The organism is Paraburkholderia sp. (assembly GCF_035656215.1).
GTDB lineage: Bacteria > Pseudomonadota > Gammaproteobacteria > Burkholderiales > Burkholderiaceae > Paraburkholderia.
In genome coordinates, this window is record NZ_DASRSY010000274.1 from 1 (window position 1) to 15,562 (window position 15,562).

General features: G+C 64.4%; 13 protein-coding genes. 5 read left to right on the plus strand and 8 right to left on the minus strand.

What is annotated here, in order from left to right:
- From VFE81_RS15415 to VFE81_RS15435, 5 genes are all read right to left on the minus strand, one after another.
- Nucleotides 1-2,261 (minus strand): DNA internalization-related competence protein ComEC/Rec2 (locus tag VFE81_RS15415; RefSeq protein WP_325045421.1); only part of this gene is annotated, 2,261 nt, incomplete at its 3' end.
- Nucleotides 2,262-2,373: 112 nt separating this feature from the next.
- The gene (locus tag VFE81_RS15420) at nucleotides 2,374-3,162 is read right to left on the minus strand and encodes a TatD family hydrolase (RefSeq protein ID WP_325045422.1); all 789 of its coding nucleotides are present in this window, start codon (nucleotides 3,160-3,162) and stop codon (nucleotides 2,374-2,376) included.
- 56 nt (nucleotides 3,163-3,218) lie between these two features.
- The gene (lolD, locus tag VFE81_RS15425) at nucleotides 3,219-3,962 is read right to left on the minus strand and encodes a lipoprotein-releasing ABC transporter ATP-binding protein LolD (protein WP_325045423.1); all 744 of its coding nucleotides are present in this window, start codon (nucleotides 3,960-3,962) and stop codon (nucleotides 3,219-3,221) included.
- Nucleotides 3,955-5,208, minus strand: a complete 1,254-nt coding sequence (locus VFE81_RS15430) for a lipoprotein-releasing ABC transporter permease subunit (protein ID WP_325045424.1) — start codon at nucleotides 5,206-5,208, stop codon at nucleotides 3,955-3,957. The genes lolD and VFE81_RS15430 overlap by 8 nt, the downstream gene beginning before the upstream one ends.
- A gap of 380 nt (nucleotides 5,209-5,588) precedes the next feature.
- A complete protein-coding gene (locus tag VFE81_RS15435) occupies nucleotides 5,589-5,834 on the minus strand; it encodes a hypothetical protein (RefSeq protein WP_325045425.1) in 246 nt (81 codons plus the stop codon).
- A gap of 119 nt (nucleotides 5,835-5,953) precedes the next feature.
- Here VFE81_RS15435 and VFE81_RS15440 point away from each other — a divergent pair, with 119 nt between their 5' ends.
- The 5 genes from VFE81_RS15440 to VFE81_RS15460 all read left to right on the plus strand — a co-directional run bounded on the left by VFE81_RS15440 (nucleotide 5,954) and on the right by VFE81_RS15460 (nucleotide 12,897).
- On the plus strand, nucleotides 5,954-7,117 hold the full coding sequence (locus tag VFE81_RS15440; RefSeq protein ID WP_325045426.1) for a regulator: 1,164 nt from the start codon (nucleotides 5,954-5,956) through the stop codon (nucleotides 7,115-7,117).
- Nucleotides 7,118-7,145: 28 nt separating this feature from the next.
- Complete coding sequence (gene recJ / locus VFE81_RS15445) at nucleotides 7,146-8,852, plus strand: single-stranded-DNA-specific exonuclease RecJ (RefSeq protein ID WP_325045427.1); 1,707 nt, start codon at nucleotides 7,146-7,148, stop codon at nucleotides 8,850-8,852.
- Between the two features lie 206 nt (nucleotides 8,853-9,058).
- Nucleotides 9,059-10,163 (plus strand): peptide chain release factor 2 gene (gene prfB, locus VFE81_RS15450; RefSeq protein WP_325045428.1). Its coding sequence is split into 2 segments (ribosomal slippage): nucleotides 9,059-9,139 and nucleotides 9,141-10,163, totalling 1,104 coding nucleotides; the frame shifts between segments, so codons are not numbered across the junction.
- Nucleotides 10,164-10,296: 133 nt separating this feature from the next.
- A complete protein-coding gene (lysS, locus tag VFE81_RS15455; protein ID WP_325045429.1) occupies nucleotides 10,297-11,853 on the plus strand; it encodes a lysine--tRNA ligase in 1,557 nt (518 codons plus the stop codon).
- Nucleotides 11,854-12,183: 330 nt separating this feature from the next.
- Nucleotides 12,184-12,897, plus strand: a complete 714-nt coding sequence (locus VFE81_RS15460) for a glycine zipper 2TM domain-containing protein (protein ID WP_325045430.1) — start codon at nucleotides 12,184-12,186, stop codon at nucleotides 12,895-12,897.
- Nucleotides 12,898-13,023: 126 nt separating this feature from the next.
- Here the strand turns inward: VFE81_RS15460 and iscX are convergent, their stop codons facing one another.
- From iscX to hscA, 3 genes are all read right to left on the minus strand, one after another.
- A complete protein-coding gene (gene iscX, locus VFE81_RS15465) occupies nucleotides 13,024-13,221 on the minus strand; it encodes a Fe-S cluster assembly protein IscX (RefSeq protein WP_325045431.1) in 198 nt (65 codons plus the stop codon).
- A gap of 15 nt (nucleotides 13,222-13,236) precedes the next feature.
- Nucleotides 13,237-13,578 carry an ISC system 2Fe-2S type ferredoxin gene (fdx, locus tag VFE81_RS15470; RefSeq protein ID WP_325045432.1) on the minus strand — a complete coding sequence of 114 codons (342 nt, stop codon included), beginning with the start codon at nucleotides 13,576-13,578 and terminating at the stop codon, nucleotides 13,237-13,239.
- A 137-nt stretch (nucleotides 13,579-13,715) separates the two neighbouring features.
- The coding region (hscA, locus tag VFE81_RS15475; protein WP_325045433.1) for a Fe-S protein assembly chaperone HscA at nucleotides 13,716-15,562 on the minus strand (1,847 nt) is incomplete at its 5' end.

Here is a 15,562-nt window from a genome sequence, read left to right on the forward strand (position 1 = left end):
GGCAACGTACCCACTCGCAATACACAGCAATGTGCATTCGGTTTGCCTTGCAGCGGCCCAGCATCCGGCCAGAGCACCGCAAACTCAACACCGTCCCATTGCCAGCGCTGCCCCGCCGCACAGGGCAGCGTATCCGCGCCGCGTTGCTTTGCGTTCGACCACAGCGGATTCGCCGGTGCCAATGCCGCCACCATTTGACGCACCTCGATCGCATCCAGCACAGCCGGCGCGCCGCCCGAATGGTCGGAATCGGCGTGGCTGATGATCAGCGTATCGAGCGCCCTGACGCCGTGCGCCTGTAAAAACGGCACGACAACCCGCTCGCCCGCATGTGTCGATTCCGGCCCCGGTCCGGTGTCGAACAACAGCGCGTGATGCGCCGTTTCGACCAGCACCGAGGTGCCTTGACCGATATCCAACGCCGTCAGACGGAAACTGCCATGCGGCGGCCCGGGCGGCGCCGGCATTAGAAGTGGCAGCCACGTAAGCGGTGCGGCCCAACGCAGTGGCCAGCCACGTGGCGCCAGACACCAGAGGACGCCGACCGCCGCTGCGGCAAGCGCCCACGCGTCCGGCTGCGGCAACCGCCAGAGCGTCCATGCCGGACCGGACAGCATCTGCAAGCCCGCGGCCAGCAGGTCGAGCAAGGTATGCGCGGTGCGAAAGGCGTAGGCATCGAATGGCGCGGGCAGCGCGACGCCCGCCAATACCGCCGGCGTCACCAGCAGACTCACCCACGGAATCGCGAAGGCATTCGCGAGCGGGCCGATCAACGGAATCTGCGCGAACCAGTAGACGGTGAGCGGTGCAAGCGCAACGGTCACCGCGAACTGCACATGCGCGGCGCTGCGCAGGCGTTCGCCGAAAGCGCGCACGCGGCGGGCCAGGGCGGACCAGAGGCGCGCGAGCCTTGTCGGCGCCACGCCACCCTCACCCTCTTCGTCGCGACGCTGCTCATGATCCGGCACACGGGGCCGTCCCGACATCGCGAACAGAATCGCCGCCACCGCACAGAACGACAGCCAGAATCCCGCCGACACGACCGCCCACGGATCGATCAGCAGTACCAGGCCCAACGCCCACGCCAGCACCACCGATCGCGCGACATTACGGCCGCTGATAAACGCGAGCGCCACCACGCCCGCCATCCACAGCGCGCGCTGCGCAGGCACGTTGAAACCGGCCAACGCGGCATGCAGTCCCGCGAACAACGCGCCGCCCGTCACCGCGACGACCTGCGCGGGCAGCAGCAACGGCCAGTTGCGACCGATGAACCCCGAGCGCCGCCACACTGCACCGGCGAGCCACGCCGCAAGGCCCGCGACAAAGCCAATATGCAAGCCCGAAATCGCCACCAGATGACTGGTGCCCGTGCCACGCATCAACAGCCAGTCGGCCGCGCTGACTTCGTCCTGCGCACCGATGGCGAGCGCCACCACGATCCCTCGGTGCGGTGCGTCGGCGAGCACCGTGTCGATGCGCGCACGCAGCGCGGCACGCCAGCGATCGACCGTCACGCTGACGCCACGCGCGTTGCCCGGCAAACGCACAGCATGAGCCGGCGCGCTCACATAGCCGGTAGCGCGTACATTGCGCGCCAGCAAGCTCGCCTCAGCATCGCGCACGCCGAAGTTCGCATTGCCATGCGGGCGTTTGAGCCGCACTGTTAGCCGCCAGCGCGCGCCGGGTTCGAGCAACGGTGCCGGCGCATCTTCGGCGATCCAGGACAGTTGAATCACGCGCGGAAAAGCGGTAATCGGCGCATCGACTGAGTCGACATCGAAGAGAAAGCGCGCGCCCTTATCGTCGCGTGAAGGCAGACCTTTGATACTGCCGACGATGTCGATATCGCGCCCTTCCCATGCACTCGGCAAACTCACCGCGAGCCGCGTTTCAGCACGCCAGGCGGCATAGCCGAAACCCACGCACAAGGCCGCCACCCACAACGCGCCCCAACCGACGCATGAACGCACGCGTGCGCTGAACACGGCGTGACATATGCGCGAATTTGCAACTGCCGTACGCGCGGCAGCGATTACAGAAAGACCACAACGCAGTCTGCACGACGTCATGCTCCACTCGTCGTTCAAAGCAACGCAGCGCCCTTCGCTCGCAACGCCGCAGCGCAATCCCCACGCCGCCACAAGAATCGCAACGCACCCGGCCAGCACCAGCGCACACCACCCACCCCAATCCGGCAGCGCCGCCTGCCGCTGCAGCCAGATCACACCTAACGCAAACCCGCACCACCATGCCCGCATCCGCCCTCCATCCAACCGGCGCCGGCGGACGCAACGCACAGCGAGCAGGCGTCAGCAGACCCGCCGGGCGCGTGCTCCGCCCAGCGCGAACCACTCAAACCATCGCGTTCAATTATGCAGAGGAAAGTCCGAGCCGCGGCAGCGCGGCGAGCGCGTTAGCCGTTGTGCCTAGGGCGGCTTCGTCGGCGGTCATGCCGCGCAGTTGCGCGAGGCCCGCGCCGATACCCGGAATCTGTTCCGGCGAGTTGCGCTGCTTGTACATCCAGGAAGGAGCGATGTCCGGTGCATCGGTCTCGACGACCAGCGCGTCAAACGGCAATTGCTCCGCAAGTCGGCGGATTTGCCGTGCCCGCTCGAAGGTCAGATTGCCGCCGAAACCGAGATGCATGCCCTGGTCGATATACGCTTGAGCCTGCTGGAAACTGCCGTTGAAAGCGTGTGCGATGCCGCGATGGACCTGATGCCGCCGCAGCCCTTTGATGACCTGGTCCTGCGATTTGCGCACGTGGCAAATCACCGGCAGATCGAATTCGCGCGCCAGTTGAAGTTGACCGTTATAGAAGAACTGCTGGCGCTCATCGTCGAGACCTTCGACGAAATAATCGAGGCCGATCTCGCCGATACCGACAAACAACGGATCGCCGAGACTCGCCTCGATTTCCATGCGCAGCAGCTCGAGATCACGCTCGTGCGCGCCCGGTGTAAAGAGCGGATGGATGCCGAGCGCATACGCGCCACCGTCGATGCGGTGCGCCAGTTCGCGCACCGTCGTGAAGTTCTCGCGACCGATTGCGGGAATCACGATACGCGCCACGCCTGCCTGACGCGCCGCATTGGCGACTTCATCGCGGTCGGCGTTGAATTCGGAAGCGTCGAGATGGCAGTGCGTATCGATCCACATGGCGCGCCTCGTTAGTGACAGAGGTGGCAGAGCATCGCTCACATTCCGCGCGGCAATTAAACCGGCACAGACGGCTCTTCGTGCAACACGCCGTCACGCAAGCGCATGATCCGGTCGCAACGCCCCGCCAGTTCCGGATCGTGCGTGACGATCACGAAGCTGGTGTCAAGCGTTTGCGACAGTTCGAGCATCAGGTTGAACACGGTGTCCGCAGTGCCGCCGTCCAGATTGCCGGTGGGTTCGTCGGCGAGTACGCACGCGGGCTTCGTCACCAGCGCCCGCGCGATCGCGACCCGTTGACGCTCGCCGCCCGACAGTTCGCCCGGACGATGCTTCGCGCGATGCCCCATGCCGACGCGCTCCAGCACCGCGAGCGCTTCGCGCCGCGCGGCTTCGGTCGTCATGCGGCGAATCCGCAACGGCATGGCGACATTGTCGAGCGCGGTGAATTCCGGCAGCAGATGGTGGAACTGATACACGAAACCGAGTGCGCGATTGCGCAGGTCGTTACGTTCGCGCTCGGAGAGCTTCGTGAACGGCTTGCCCATCACCGAGACATGGCCTGCGCTCGGATCGTCGAGGCCGCCGAGCACATGCAGCAGCGTGCTCTTGCCAGAACCCGATGCGCCGACGATCGCCAGTTTTTCGCCGCGCCGCACGTTGAGTTCCGCGTTGTTCAGCACCTGCACATTGAGGCCACCCTGCACGAACGACTTCGAAACGCCGGTTGCTTCCAGCACATAGGGATACAGCGCGGTGTCTTCAGAGTTCATGGATACGCTAGCGGAACGGTCATTCATAGCGCAGTGCCTCCGCAGGACGGACTTTCGCACCACGCCAGCTCGGATAAAGGGTCGCCAGCGCCGACATCAGGAACGCGATGATGCCAATTCGCGCGACGTCGGCGGGAATCAGTTCGGACGGCAGTTCGCTGATGAAATACACGGACGGCGGCAGGAACTGCACGCCGAGCAGATGTTCGATCATCGGCACGAGCCACGGAATGCTCCACGCGATCAGGCAGCCGAGCGCGACGCCGGTCGCCGTGCCGATAAAACCGATCGTCACGCCCTGCACCACGAAAATCTTCATGATCGACCCGGGCTGCGCGCCGAGCGTGCGCAGAATCGCGATGTCAGCCTGCTTGTTGGTCACCGTCATCACCAGCGACGACACCAGATTAAACGCCGCCACCGCGATGATCAGCGTAAGAATGATGAACATCATGCGTTTTTCGATCTGCACCGCCGAGAACCAGGTCTTGTTCTGCTGAGTCCAGTCGCGAATATATAAATCGCCGGACAGGCTGCGCGCCAGTTGATGCGCGACCTCCGGCGCCCGCTGCATATCGGTCAGGCGCAGCCGCACGCCGGTTGGCGCGGGTAGCCGGAACAGCGCCTGCGCGTCCTTGATGTTGATCAATGCAAGCGTGCTGTCGTATTCGTAATGCCCCGACTCGAAGATGCCCACCACCGTGAACTGTTTCAGCCGTGGCAGCATGCCGGCGGGCGTGATCGTGCCTTCAGGCGCGACCAGCGTGATCTTGTCGTTGACGGTCACGCCGAGATTGGTGGCCAGGTCCGCGCCCAGCACGATGCCGAAATCGCCCGGGACGAGGTCGGTCAGCTTGCCGCCCTTCATCTCCTTGCCGATGTCGGATACTTCAGGCTCGAGCGACGGTTCGACGCCGCGCAGCGCCACACCGCTCACGGCGTCCTGACGCGTGAGCAGCGCCTGCGCTTCAACGTACGGCGCAGCGCCGATCACTTCCTTGTTCTGGCGGGCTTCCTTCGCGGTCAATTGCCAGTCGGGCATCGATCCAGTTGGCGAAAAAATTTCGACGTGCGCCAGCACCGACAGCATCCGGTCGCGCACCTCTTTCTGGAAACCGTTCATCACGGACAACACGACGATCAGCGCCGCGACGCCGAGCGCGATGCCCGACATCGACACGAGCGCGATGAAGGAAATGAAGCCGTTACCGGTCGTGCGTTTGCCGGCGCGGGTGTAGCGCCAGCCAATCTGCCATTCGTAGGGAAATTTCAAGCGAATCCTTTTCTGCGTTCTTCGTCTGCTCATGGCCCTTGTGCTGCGCATGACGGCGGCAACCTGAACCTGCTGTGCCTGTCATGCGGCCTGAGCGTCGTGATCATTGGTGTCGCGGCAACCCGGATGGTTCCGGTACGACGTTCCGGCGCCTTCGGGTGCCTTACGGCGTCGCTAGCAAACCCCGCGCTACCGAAGCTAACCCGACGCCATTGTTGCCGCCGCCGTCAATCAAGCGCGAAGTTTGCCATACAATGCCGCGCCCTCGCGCAAAGGCCTTGCACACGGGCTCACGGCGGGCGCCACCGCCTGCTGTCGGCCCTGAACGCCGGGCTCGCGGCGAAAATCGGCCCACCGGCCACCTTGAGCCGACGCGCCCGCTAACGCAGGTTGTAATGGCGACGCAGATCGTTGATGATCCCGGCCGCCTGGCTGGTCGCAACTTCGCGCACCTCCGCATCTTTACGGTCGCGATGCAGATGGGTGATATCCCAGTTACAGCCTTCCTCGTCCTCGACGGTCTCGTGGAATCCGGTCGGAATCCAACCGGTCGTGGCCGGATTGGCGTTGAGCGCCTGTACGACCAATCCAAGCAGTTCCTGCTCGGTTTTCAGTTCACGCAACATGTCGGTCTCCCTCGTCATGCGCGCGGTGCCGCCGCGCCCGGCTGCTGCCACCCGCGGGGCTCGGGCAAGGTGCCCGAATCCGCCGATATGGTCTGAATACTCGCACTCTTTGCCCTACAATGCGCAGCATCATGCACGCCAACCGTCTTCATCTTCTCCTGCCCTTCGCGCTGCCTGCCGCAGCGGACGCCTCTACCGCCCTGCACGATATCCAGAGTCCGGCGCTCGACCGGCTGATCGCCCGCGCGACGCTGGTCGAACGGGTGGTCGGCGAAGATTTTCAGCGCACGCTGCCGCACGAGCGCTGGGTAGCGCGCCAGTTCGGCGCACTTCCCAGCGGCGCGGCGGCCGCCGACGAAGCGCCGCTTGCCCCGTACATGCTGCGCGCCGACGGCGGCGACCCCGGCAACGCCACGTGGGCCTGTGTGCAGCCGGTGCATGTGCGCATCGCGCACGACCATCTGGTGCTGATCGATCCGGCTTCGCTCGATCTCTCCGAGGACGAAGCCAGCGTGCTGCTGGCAGTCGCCCGGCCGTTGATCGAGGAACTCGGCGTGCGTATCGAAGCGCCGAAGCCCACACGCTGGTATTTGTCGGGCGATGGCTTCGGCACGCTGGCAGGGGCGTCTCCGTTGCGCGCGAGCGGCCGCAACATCGAAATCTGGCTGCCGCACGAAGCGCATTCCGGCGACCGTTCGCGCGCCTGGATGAAGTTGCAGAACGAAGTGCAGATGGCGTGGTTCGAGCATCCGGTCAATGAAGCGCGCGAGGCGCGCGGCTTGCCCGCTGTCAACTCGATCTGGTTTCACGCACAGGGCGCGGCGCAACGGGTGACGAGCCCGTTCGCGCGGGTGTTCTCCGACGCAGCGGCCACGCGCGGCCTCGCCATGACTGCGGGCGTCGCGGCCGCTGCGCCGCCGGCGTCGTTTGCGGCGCTCCGGGCCGCTACCGCTGCGGGCGGCGCCCCGGGCAACACGTCGGGTGGCACGTCGAGCGGCACGTCCGCCGACGCAAATGCAAATGCCAACGGCGTCACGCTGGTCGAACTCGATCCCTTTTCCGCGCCCTACATCGAGCAGGACTGGGCGCGCTGGAACGACGCCTTCGCCGCGTTGCAAACCGACTGGTTCGAACCGGCGCTGGAAGCGCTGCAGTCGGGCCAGCTCGCTGAACTTGGCCTGACGCTGTGCGGCGACACCGGCTCGGTGACGCTCACGGTGACGCGCGGCGACCTGCGCAAATTCTGGCGGCGGCGCGTGCTCGCCTCGCTGTTCATCGAATGATTTATCGAATGATCCACGGCCTTTCCGTATGACTCGAATCGTTACGCGCGCCTCGTCACCTGTCGACGCCGAAATCCTCACTCGCCACGGCCTGCATCCAGTGCTCGCGCGCCTGTACGCCGCGCGCGGCGTGTGCATGCCCGATGAAATCGAAACCGGTCTCGCGCGGCTCGTGCCGCCCGCCGGGCTCAAAGGCTGCGAAGACGCAGCCGTGCTGCTCGCCGATACGATTCAAGGCGAACGCCGCATGCTGGTGGTCGCCGACTACGACTGCGACGGCGCTACCGCCTGCGCGGTCGCGGTGCGCGGCCTGCGCATGTTCGGCGGCCAGATCGAGTATCTGGTGCCGAACCGCTTCGAGTACGGTTATGGCCTGACGCCCGAAATCGTCGCGCTAGCCGCCCGCAGTGCGTCGGGCAAGCCGGAACTGCTGATTACGGTCGACAACGGCATCGCCAGCGTCGACGGCGTGGAAGCGGCCAATGCGCTCGGCATCGACGTGCTGGTCACCGATCACCACCTTCCCGGCGACGAACTGCCCGCGGCCCGCGCCATCGTCAATCCGAACCAGCCGGGCTGCACGTTCCCGAGCAAGTGCATCGCGGGTGTCGGCGTGATGTTTTATGTGCTGCTGGCATTGCGCGCGGAATTGCGCCGCCGCGGCGCCTTCAATGACGATTTCCCCGAACCGCGTCTGGATGGCCTGCTGGATCTGGTCGCGCTCGGCACGGTCGCCGACGTGGTCAAGCTCGACGGCAATAACCGCGTGCTGGTCGCGCAAGGCCTTCAGCGGATCCGCAAAGGCAAGATGCAGCCGGGCATTGCCGCCCTCTTTCGCGCCGCCGCGCGCGATGCGCGCAGCGCGTCGGGTTTCGACCTCGGTTTTGCACTCGGGCCGCGCCTGAACGCGGCCGGCCGCCTGTCGGACATGTCGCTCGGCATCGAATGCCTGACCACCGACGACATCGGCCGCGCATGGAATCTCGCGCAGCAGCTCGACACCATGAACCGCGAACGCCGCGAGATCGAGGCCGCCATGCAGCAGCAGGCGCTCGAAGACCTCTCGGCGATCAATCCCGACGGCGCGACCACCATCACGCTGTTCAATCCTGGCTGGCACCAGGGCGTGATCGGCATCGTCGCCGGACGGTTGAAGGAGAAATTCCACCGGCCGTCGTTCACGTTCGCGCTCGCCGACGATAGCGGCCAGCTTGTGAAAGGCTCGGGCCGTTCGATCTCGGGCTTCCATCTGCGTGACGCGCTCGATCTGATTTCGAAGCGCGAGCCGGGCCTGATCGTCAAATTCGGCGGCCACGCCATGGCCGCCGGCCTGACGATGGCTGCCGCCGACGTGCCACGCTTCACTGCCGCATTCGAGGCGGTGGGCCGCGAATGGCTCTCCGAAGAAGCACTCTCGCGCACGATCGAAACCGACGGCGAACTCGAAGACGCGTACTTCACGCCGCAATTCGTCGAAATGCTCGACGCCGCGGTGTGGGGACAAGGCTTCCCGGCGCCAGTGTTTTCCGGCGAATTCGACATCGCGTCGCAGGCGTTGGTGAAAGACAAGCATCTGAAACTGCAACTGGTGCGTGGCCGCCAGCGTTTCAACGCGATCTGGTTCAACCATACAGACACACTGCCCGCGCGCACCACCGTCGCCTACCGGTTGGCCAGCGACACCTGGAACGGCGTGTCGCGCGTGCAATTGATCGTCGAACACGCGGCGAGTTGAAGCGACCGTCGGGACGCGGCGCGAGCGGCTCCCGCGTGCTGCGCGTGCGCTGCATGAGTGCCGCCAACGTTCTGCCAACCGCGCGCAAAGCGTCGAAAAACACCGCAAAATCAACCCCAAACCTGCGCCGGATCGCTCAAGAGCCTCCGGCGCGGCGCACCGATCGGCTATAATTTCCCCTTTTTACGAAGCTATAAAAGATCGACATGGAAGCGGAACGTCTCAACGCGATCGAAGCCTCACTGGCGGACCTGCGCACGCGCGCGGACTCGCTACGGGGGTATCTTTGACTACGACGACAAAGCACTGCGTCTAATCGAAGTCAACCGGGAACTCGAAGACCCGGACGTCTGGAACGACTCGAAGCACGCCCAGGCCCTCGGCCGGGAAAAGAAACTGCTCGACGACGTCGTCGGCAAGCTCACCTCGCTCGACAACGACCTGCGCGACGCGCAGGACCTGTTCGAAATGGCCCGCGAAGAAGACGACGAGGAAACCCTCGTCTCCTGCGAATCGGATGCGCAAGGGCTTGAGTCGCGCGTCGCCGACATGGAATTCCGCCGGATGTTCGCGAACCCGGCCGATCCGAACAATGCCTTCCTGGATATCCAGGCCGGCGCCGGCGGCACCGAAGCGTGCGACTGGGCGTCGATGCTGCTGCGCCAATACCTGCGCTACTGCGAGCGCAAGGGCTTCAAGACCGAAGTGCTGGAACAGACCGACGGCGACGTCGCGGGCATCAAGAACGCCACGATCAAGATCGAAGGCGAATATGCATACGGCTTTTTGCGCACCGAAACCGGTGTGCACCGCCTCGTGCGCAAGTCACCGTTCGATTCGTCGGGTGGCCGTCATACGTCGTTCTCGTCAGTGTTCGTGTACCCGGAAGTCGACGATTCGATCGAAGTCGACATCAATCCGGCCGATCTGCGCATCGACACGTACCGCGCGTCCGGCGCGGGCGGTCAGCACATCAACAAGACCGATTCGGCCGTGCGGATTACTCACATGCCGTCCGGTATCGTCGTGCAGTGCCAGAACGACCGCTCGCAGCACCGCAACCGTGCCGAAGCCATGGCCATGCTGAAATCGCGCCTGTACGAAGCGGAAATCCGCAAGCGTCAGGCCGAACAGGACAAGCTCGAAGCCGGCAAGACCGACGTGGGCTGGGGTCACCAGATCCGTTCGTACGTGCTGGACAACAGCCGTATCAAGGATCTGCGCACCAACGTCGAAATCAGCAATACCAAGAGCGTGCTCGACGGCGACCTCGATCCGTTCATCAGCGCCAGCCTGAAACAGGGCGTCTAGGCGCAACCGGCGCGGCATGCATCGCATCGCGGCGCCCTCTCTTTGCATCTTTGTCATAGCGCCTGAGGTTTTTTCACTGACTGGCCACCCGCATGCAGGGCACCCGATGCGGACCACCGAATACCAAATCATCATGACCGAACCGACCCAGCCTAATGCGGCCCAGCCTGACGCGGCCCGACCGAATGTCGCGCCCGAGCTAGACGACAACAAGATCATGGCCGAACGCCGCGAAAAGCTGCGCGAACTGCGTGAGCACGGCGTCGCCTATCCGAACGATTTCCGTCCCACGCACCATGCCGCGGATCTGCAAACGCAGTACGCCGAGACCGACAAGGAAGCACTCGAAGCCAATCCGCTCGAAGTCGCGATCGCCGGCCGCATGATGCTCAAGCGCGTGATGGGCAAGGCGAGCTTTGCGACCGTGCGCGACGGTTCGGGTCAGATCCAGTTCTTCATCACGCCTGCCGATGTCAGCCAGGAGACGTACGACGCCTTCAAGAAGTGGGACATGGGTGACATCGTCGCGGCGCGCGGCGTGCTGTTCCGCACCAACAAGGGCGAGCTGTCGGTGCGCTGCACCGAACTGCGTTTGCTGTCGAAGTCGCTGCGCCCGCTGCCGGACAAGTTCCACGGCCTGTCCGACCAGGAAATGAAGTACCGCCAGCGCTATGTCGACCTGATCGTCACGCCGGAAACGCGCAAGACGTTCGTCGCGCGCACCAAGGCGATTTCGTCGATCCGCAAGTTCATGTCGGACGCCGACTTCATGGAAGTCGAAACGCCGATGCTGCACCCGATTCCGGGCGGCGCGGCGGCCAAGCCGTTCACCACGCACCACAACGCGCTCGACATGCAAATGTTCCTGCGCATCGCCCCGGAGCTGTATCTGAAGCGCCTCGTAGTCGGCGGCTTCGAGCGGGTGTTCGAGATCAACCGTAACTTCCGCAATGAGGGCGTGTCAGTACGCCACAATCCGGAATTCACGATGATCGAGTTCTACGCGGCGTACACCGATTACAAGTGGCTGATGGATTTCACCGAGCAGTTGATCCGCCAGGCGGCGATCGACTCGCTGGGTAGCGCCACGATCAGCTATCAGGGCCGCGAACTGGATCTGGCCAAGCCGTTCCACCGTCTGACGATCAGCCAGGCGATCCAGAAGTACGCGCCGCAATACACGGACGCACAACTCGGCGACGACGCATTCCTGCGCACCGAACTGAAGAAGTTCGGCGTGGACGCGTCGAAGCCGCAATTCCTGAATGCAGGCGTGGGCGCGCTGCAACTGGCGCTGTTCGAAGAGACCGCCGAGTCGCAACTGTGGGAGCCGACCTACATCATCGACTACCCAGTCGAAGTGTCGCCTTTGGCGCGCGCGTCGGACAAGGTCCCCGGCATCACGGAGCGTTTCGAGCTCTTCATCACGGGCCGCGAAATCGCCAACGGTTTCTCCGAGCTGAACGATCCGGAAGACCAGGCTGCCCGCTTCAAGAAGCAGGTCGACCAGAAAGACGCCGGCGACGAAGAAGCCATGTTCTACGACGCCGACTACATTCGCGCGCTGGAATATGGCATGCCGCCGGCCGGCGGTTGCGGCATCGGCATCGACCGTCTGGTGATGATGCTGACCGACAGCCCGAGCATCCGCGACGTGATTCTGTTCCCGCATCTGCGCCGCGAAGACTGATCGCCGCGGCGCTCGCGTCAACGGTTCGCAAAAGAAAAATGCCCGGTTCGATGCCGGGCGTTTTTTCTACGGCGCATGAAAAATACGGGCTGCCGCAGCCTGACGGTTTGTAACCATCGGTAAAAGGTGCGCATTGTCCGCGGGACCGCTGTTTTCTTAACCTGCTGCGGAACCGCAAGAAATCAGGCGCCCCGCCGCACTTCGGGCGCTTTGACGCGAAAGCGCCGCGATGATTGCCTGGGAATGGTTACAAATTGAAACCCTCCCGGGATCGATTTGCCCGACACTCAGTCTCAATAACAGTCGACTCTGCTCCAGACGGAGACCAATATGGACAATCCAGATACCAAGCCCACGCAACAACGTCGTCTTCACCCACTCGTCGCTACCGCGGCGGGTGCCGTGATCATCGCCAGCCTCGTCGCGACGGCGGCCGTCACAGGCTTGTTCCCGAAGGCCTCGAGCAGCGGCGCGCAAACCGATCAGACCCAGGCTGCGCAAGTGGCCACCCAACCGGGCGTGGTCGATTCGGCGGCGCCCGCAAATCCGGCCGCTCAACAGGCAGCCGAGCAGGCCGCGGCACAACAGGCAGCGCAGCAGCAGGCGCCTCAACGCGCCCCGACGCCGGCGCAGCAGCAACAGTACGCCCAGCAGCAGCAGGCCCAGCCGGCGCCGCAGTATGCTCAGCAACAGCCGTCGCAACCGGCCTACTGCTCGAGCTGCGGCACGGTGGCAGCGATCTCCGCGGTGCGTCAGGAAGGTCATGGCACCGGCATCGGTGCGGTCGGCGGCGCTGTGGCCGGCGGCCTGGTCGGTAACCAGTTCGGCGGCGGCGGCGGACGCACCGCGATGACCGTCCTCGGCGCAGTCGGCGGCGGCTTCGCCGGTAACTCGGTTGAAAAGCACATCCGCAGCACGACGTCCTATTCCGTGCGGGTGCAGATGGAAAACGGCAAGACGCGCTACTTCACCTATCACGAAGCGCCGCCGTTCCAGCAAGGCCAGCGCGTGCGGGTCGAAAACGGCACGCTCGTCGCAGCCTGAGCGCTGGCAGCCTGAAAATTCTCCAGGCGTTAAAAAAGGCGATTCCGATGGAATCGCCTTTTTCTTTGCCGCAGCCGGAGCGGAATCAATCGAGCCCCGCCGCCAGCGGAAAACCCAGCAATGCGCTCAGTAATCCGCGTCTTCGATCCATGCAGTCTGAATCGCTTCGAGGATCTTTTCATTCGACCGGTTAGGGTCGTCGTCGAAACCTTCGAGCTCGGTGACCCAGCGGTGCAAATCAGTGAAGCGCACCTGTTGCGGATCGATGTCCTGGTGCTTGTCAGTCAGGGCCATCGCGATGTCTTGCGTATCGGTCCACTTCATGGCTGCATCCTCCAGTTAGTGATTTTCCTTCGCGTGATTGATCGAGTAGCGCGGGATCTCGACGACCAGATCCTGCTCGGCCGGCATCATCGCCTGGCACGACAGACGCGAGGCTGGTTCGAGCCCCCACGCCTTGTCCAGCAGATCGTCCTCGTCTTCCTCTGATGGCGTCAAGGCGGCGAAACCCTCACGCACGAGCACGTGACAGGTCGTGCACGCGCAGGACTTCTCGCACGCGTGCTCGATTTCGATGCCGTGTTCGAGCAGATTGTCGCAGATGCTCTTGCCGGGCACGGCGTCGATTACCGCGCCTTCCGGGCACAGTTCGACGTGAGGCAGGACAACGATTTGAGGCATACATTTTCCGTTTGGTCTGCGGCACGGCTGCCGCAAACAGGCTCCGTACCATTTTACTGGCGCCGCACGGACTTTTTAAGTCCGCGCGACGCGGTTCATTGCCGGCTGGCGCGCATGGCGCGGCCACGCCGCAAGGCTCAGATCTCGTCGAGCTTGCGGCCGGCCAGCGCGCGGCGAATGCCCTTGTTCATGCGACGGGCGGCGAATTCGTCGGTGCCTTCGGCAAGCGTTTTGGTGGCGGCTTCGATTGCGTCGACGTCTTCGCTTGCAGCGATATTGCGCAAAGCGGCGAGCAGCGTGTCGAGTTCGGCGCGTTCGCTGTCGTCGAGCAATTCGGCGTCGGCGGCGAGCGCCGCGTCGGTCGCTTCGACGAGACGGCGCGCTTCGACTTGCGCTTCACGTAGTGCACGCGCGCGCATGTCGACTTCGGCGGTCGAGAAGCTGTCTTCGAGCATCCTGGCGATGTCGTCGTCGGCGAGACCGTAGGACGGCTTCACCACCACCGACGCTTCGACGCCCGAGCCCTGTTCACGCGCGAACACGGACAGCAAGCCGTCCGCATCGACCTGATACGTGACGCGAATCCGCGCCGCACCGGCGGCCATCGGCGGAATGCCGCGCAATTCGAAACGCGCGAGCGAACGGCAATCGCTGACGAGCTCGCGTTCGCCTTGCACGACGTGGATTGCCATCGCCGTCTGGCCGTCCTTGAAGGTCGTGAAATCCTGCGCGCGCGCGACCGGAATCGTCGAATTGCGCGGGATGATCTTCTCGGTCAAGCCGCCCATGGTTTCGACGCCGAGCGACAGCGGAATCACGTCGAGCAGCAGCCAGTCGTCGCCGTCGGCGCCGCGATTGCCCGCGAGCAGATCGGCCTGGATCGCCGCGCCGAGCGCGACGACCTGATCCGGGTCCAGATTGATGAGCGGCGGCTGCCCAAAGAACGACTCGACCGCGCGGCGGATCACCGGCATGCGCGTCGCGCCGCCGACCAGCACCACGCCCTTGACGTCCCTGGTGGCAACCTTGGCGTCGCGCAACGCTTTCTTCGTAGGCCCAAGCGTACGTTGAACCAGCGCCTGAGTGATGGCCTCGAAAGTGGCCTCGTCGACCGTCAGATCGATCTGAGTGCCGTTCGAGAGCTTTGCCTGCACCCTTGCACCCGGCGTATCCGACAAAGCCTCCTTGGCCACGCGTACGCTATCGAGCAGCAGACGGACGTCTTCCGGTGCGAGCGTTTGCGGCGCGATGCCCGCCTGCTCCAGCACGTGGCGATACAGTGCATGGTCGAAATCGTCGCCGCCGAGCGCGGAATCACCGCCTGCTGCGAGTACTTCGAACACACCCTTGGTGAGTTTCAGAATCGACAGATCGAACGTGCCGCCGCCGAGGTCGTAGACCGCGTAGAGGCCTTCGGAACCGTTATCGAGGCCGTAGGCGATCGCGGCCGCAGTCGGCTCGTTCAGCAGACGCAGCACGTTCAGGCCGGCCAGACGTGCGGCGTCTTTGGTCGCCTGGCGCTGCGCTTCGTCGAAATAGGCGGGCACGGTAATGACTGCGCCGACCAGTTCGTCGCCGAGCGTGTCTTCGGCTCGCTGGCGCAGCGTTGCGAGGATTTCCGCCGAGACTTCCACGGGGCTCTTCACCCCGTCGATAGTACGGATCTGCACCATGCCGGGCGCGTCGACGAAATCGTAGGGCGCGTTTTCGGCGCCTTCCACTTCCGCCTTGCCGCGGCCCATGAAGCGCTTGACCGACACGATCGTGTTGCGCGGGTCGGTCGCGGCTTCAGCCTTGGCCGTGCGGCCGATACGGCGGCCGCCCTTTTCCAGGTAACGCACGACCGACGGCAGCAGCGCATAGCCATCTTCGTCGGGTAGCACATCGGGCACGCCGCTGCGCACGGCGGCGACGAGGGAATTGGTGGTGCCGAGATCGATACCGACCGCCAGACGCCGCTGATGAGGCGCCGGCGCCATGCCGG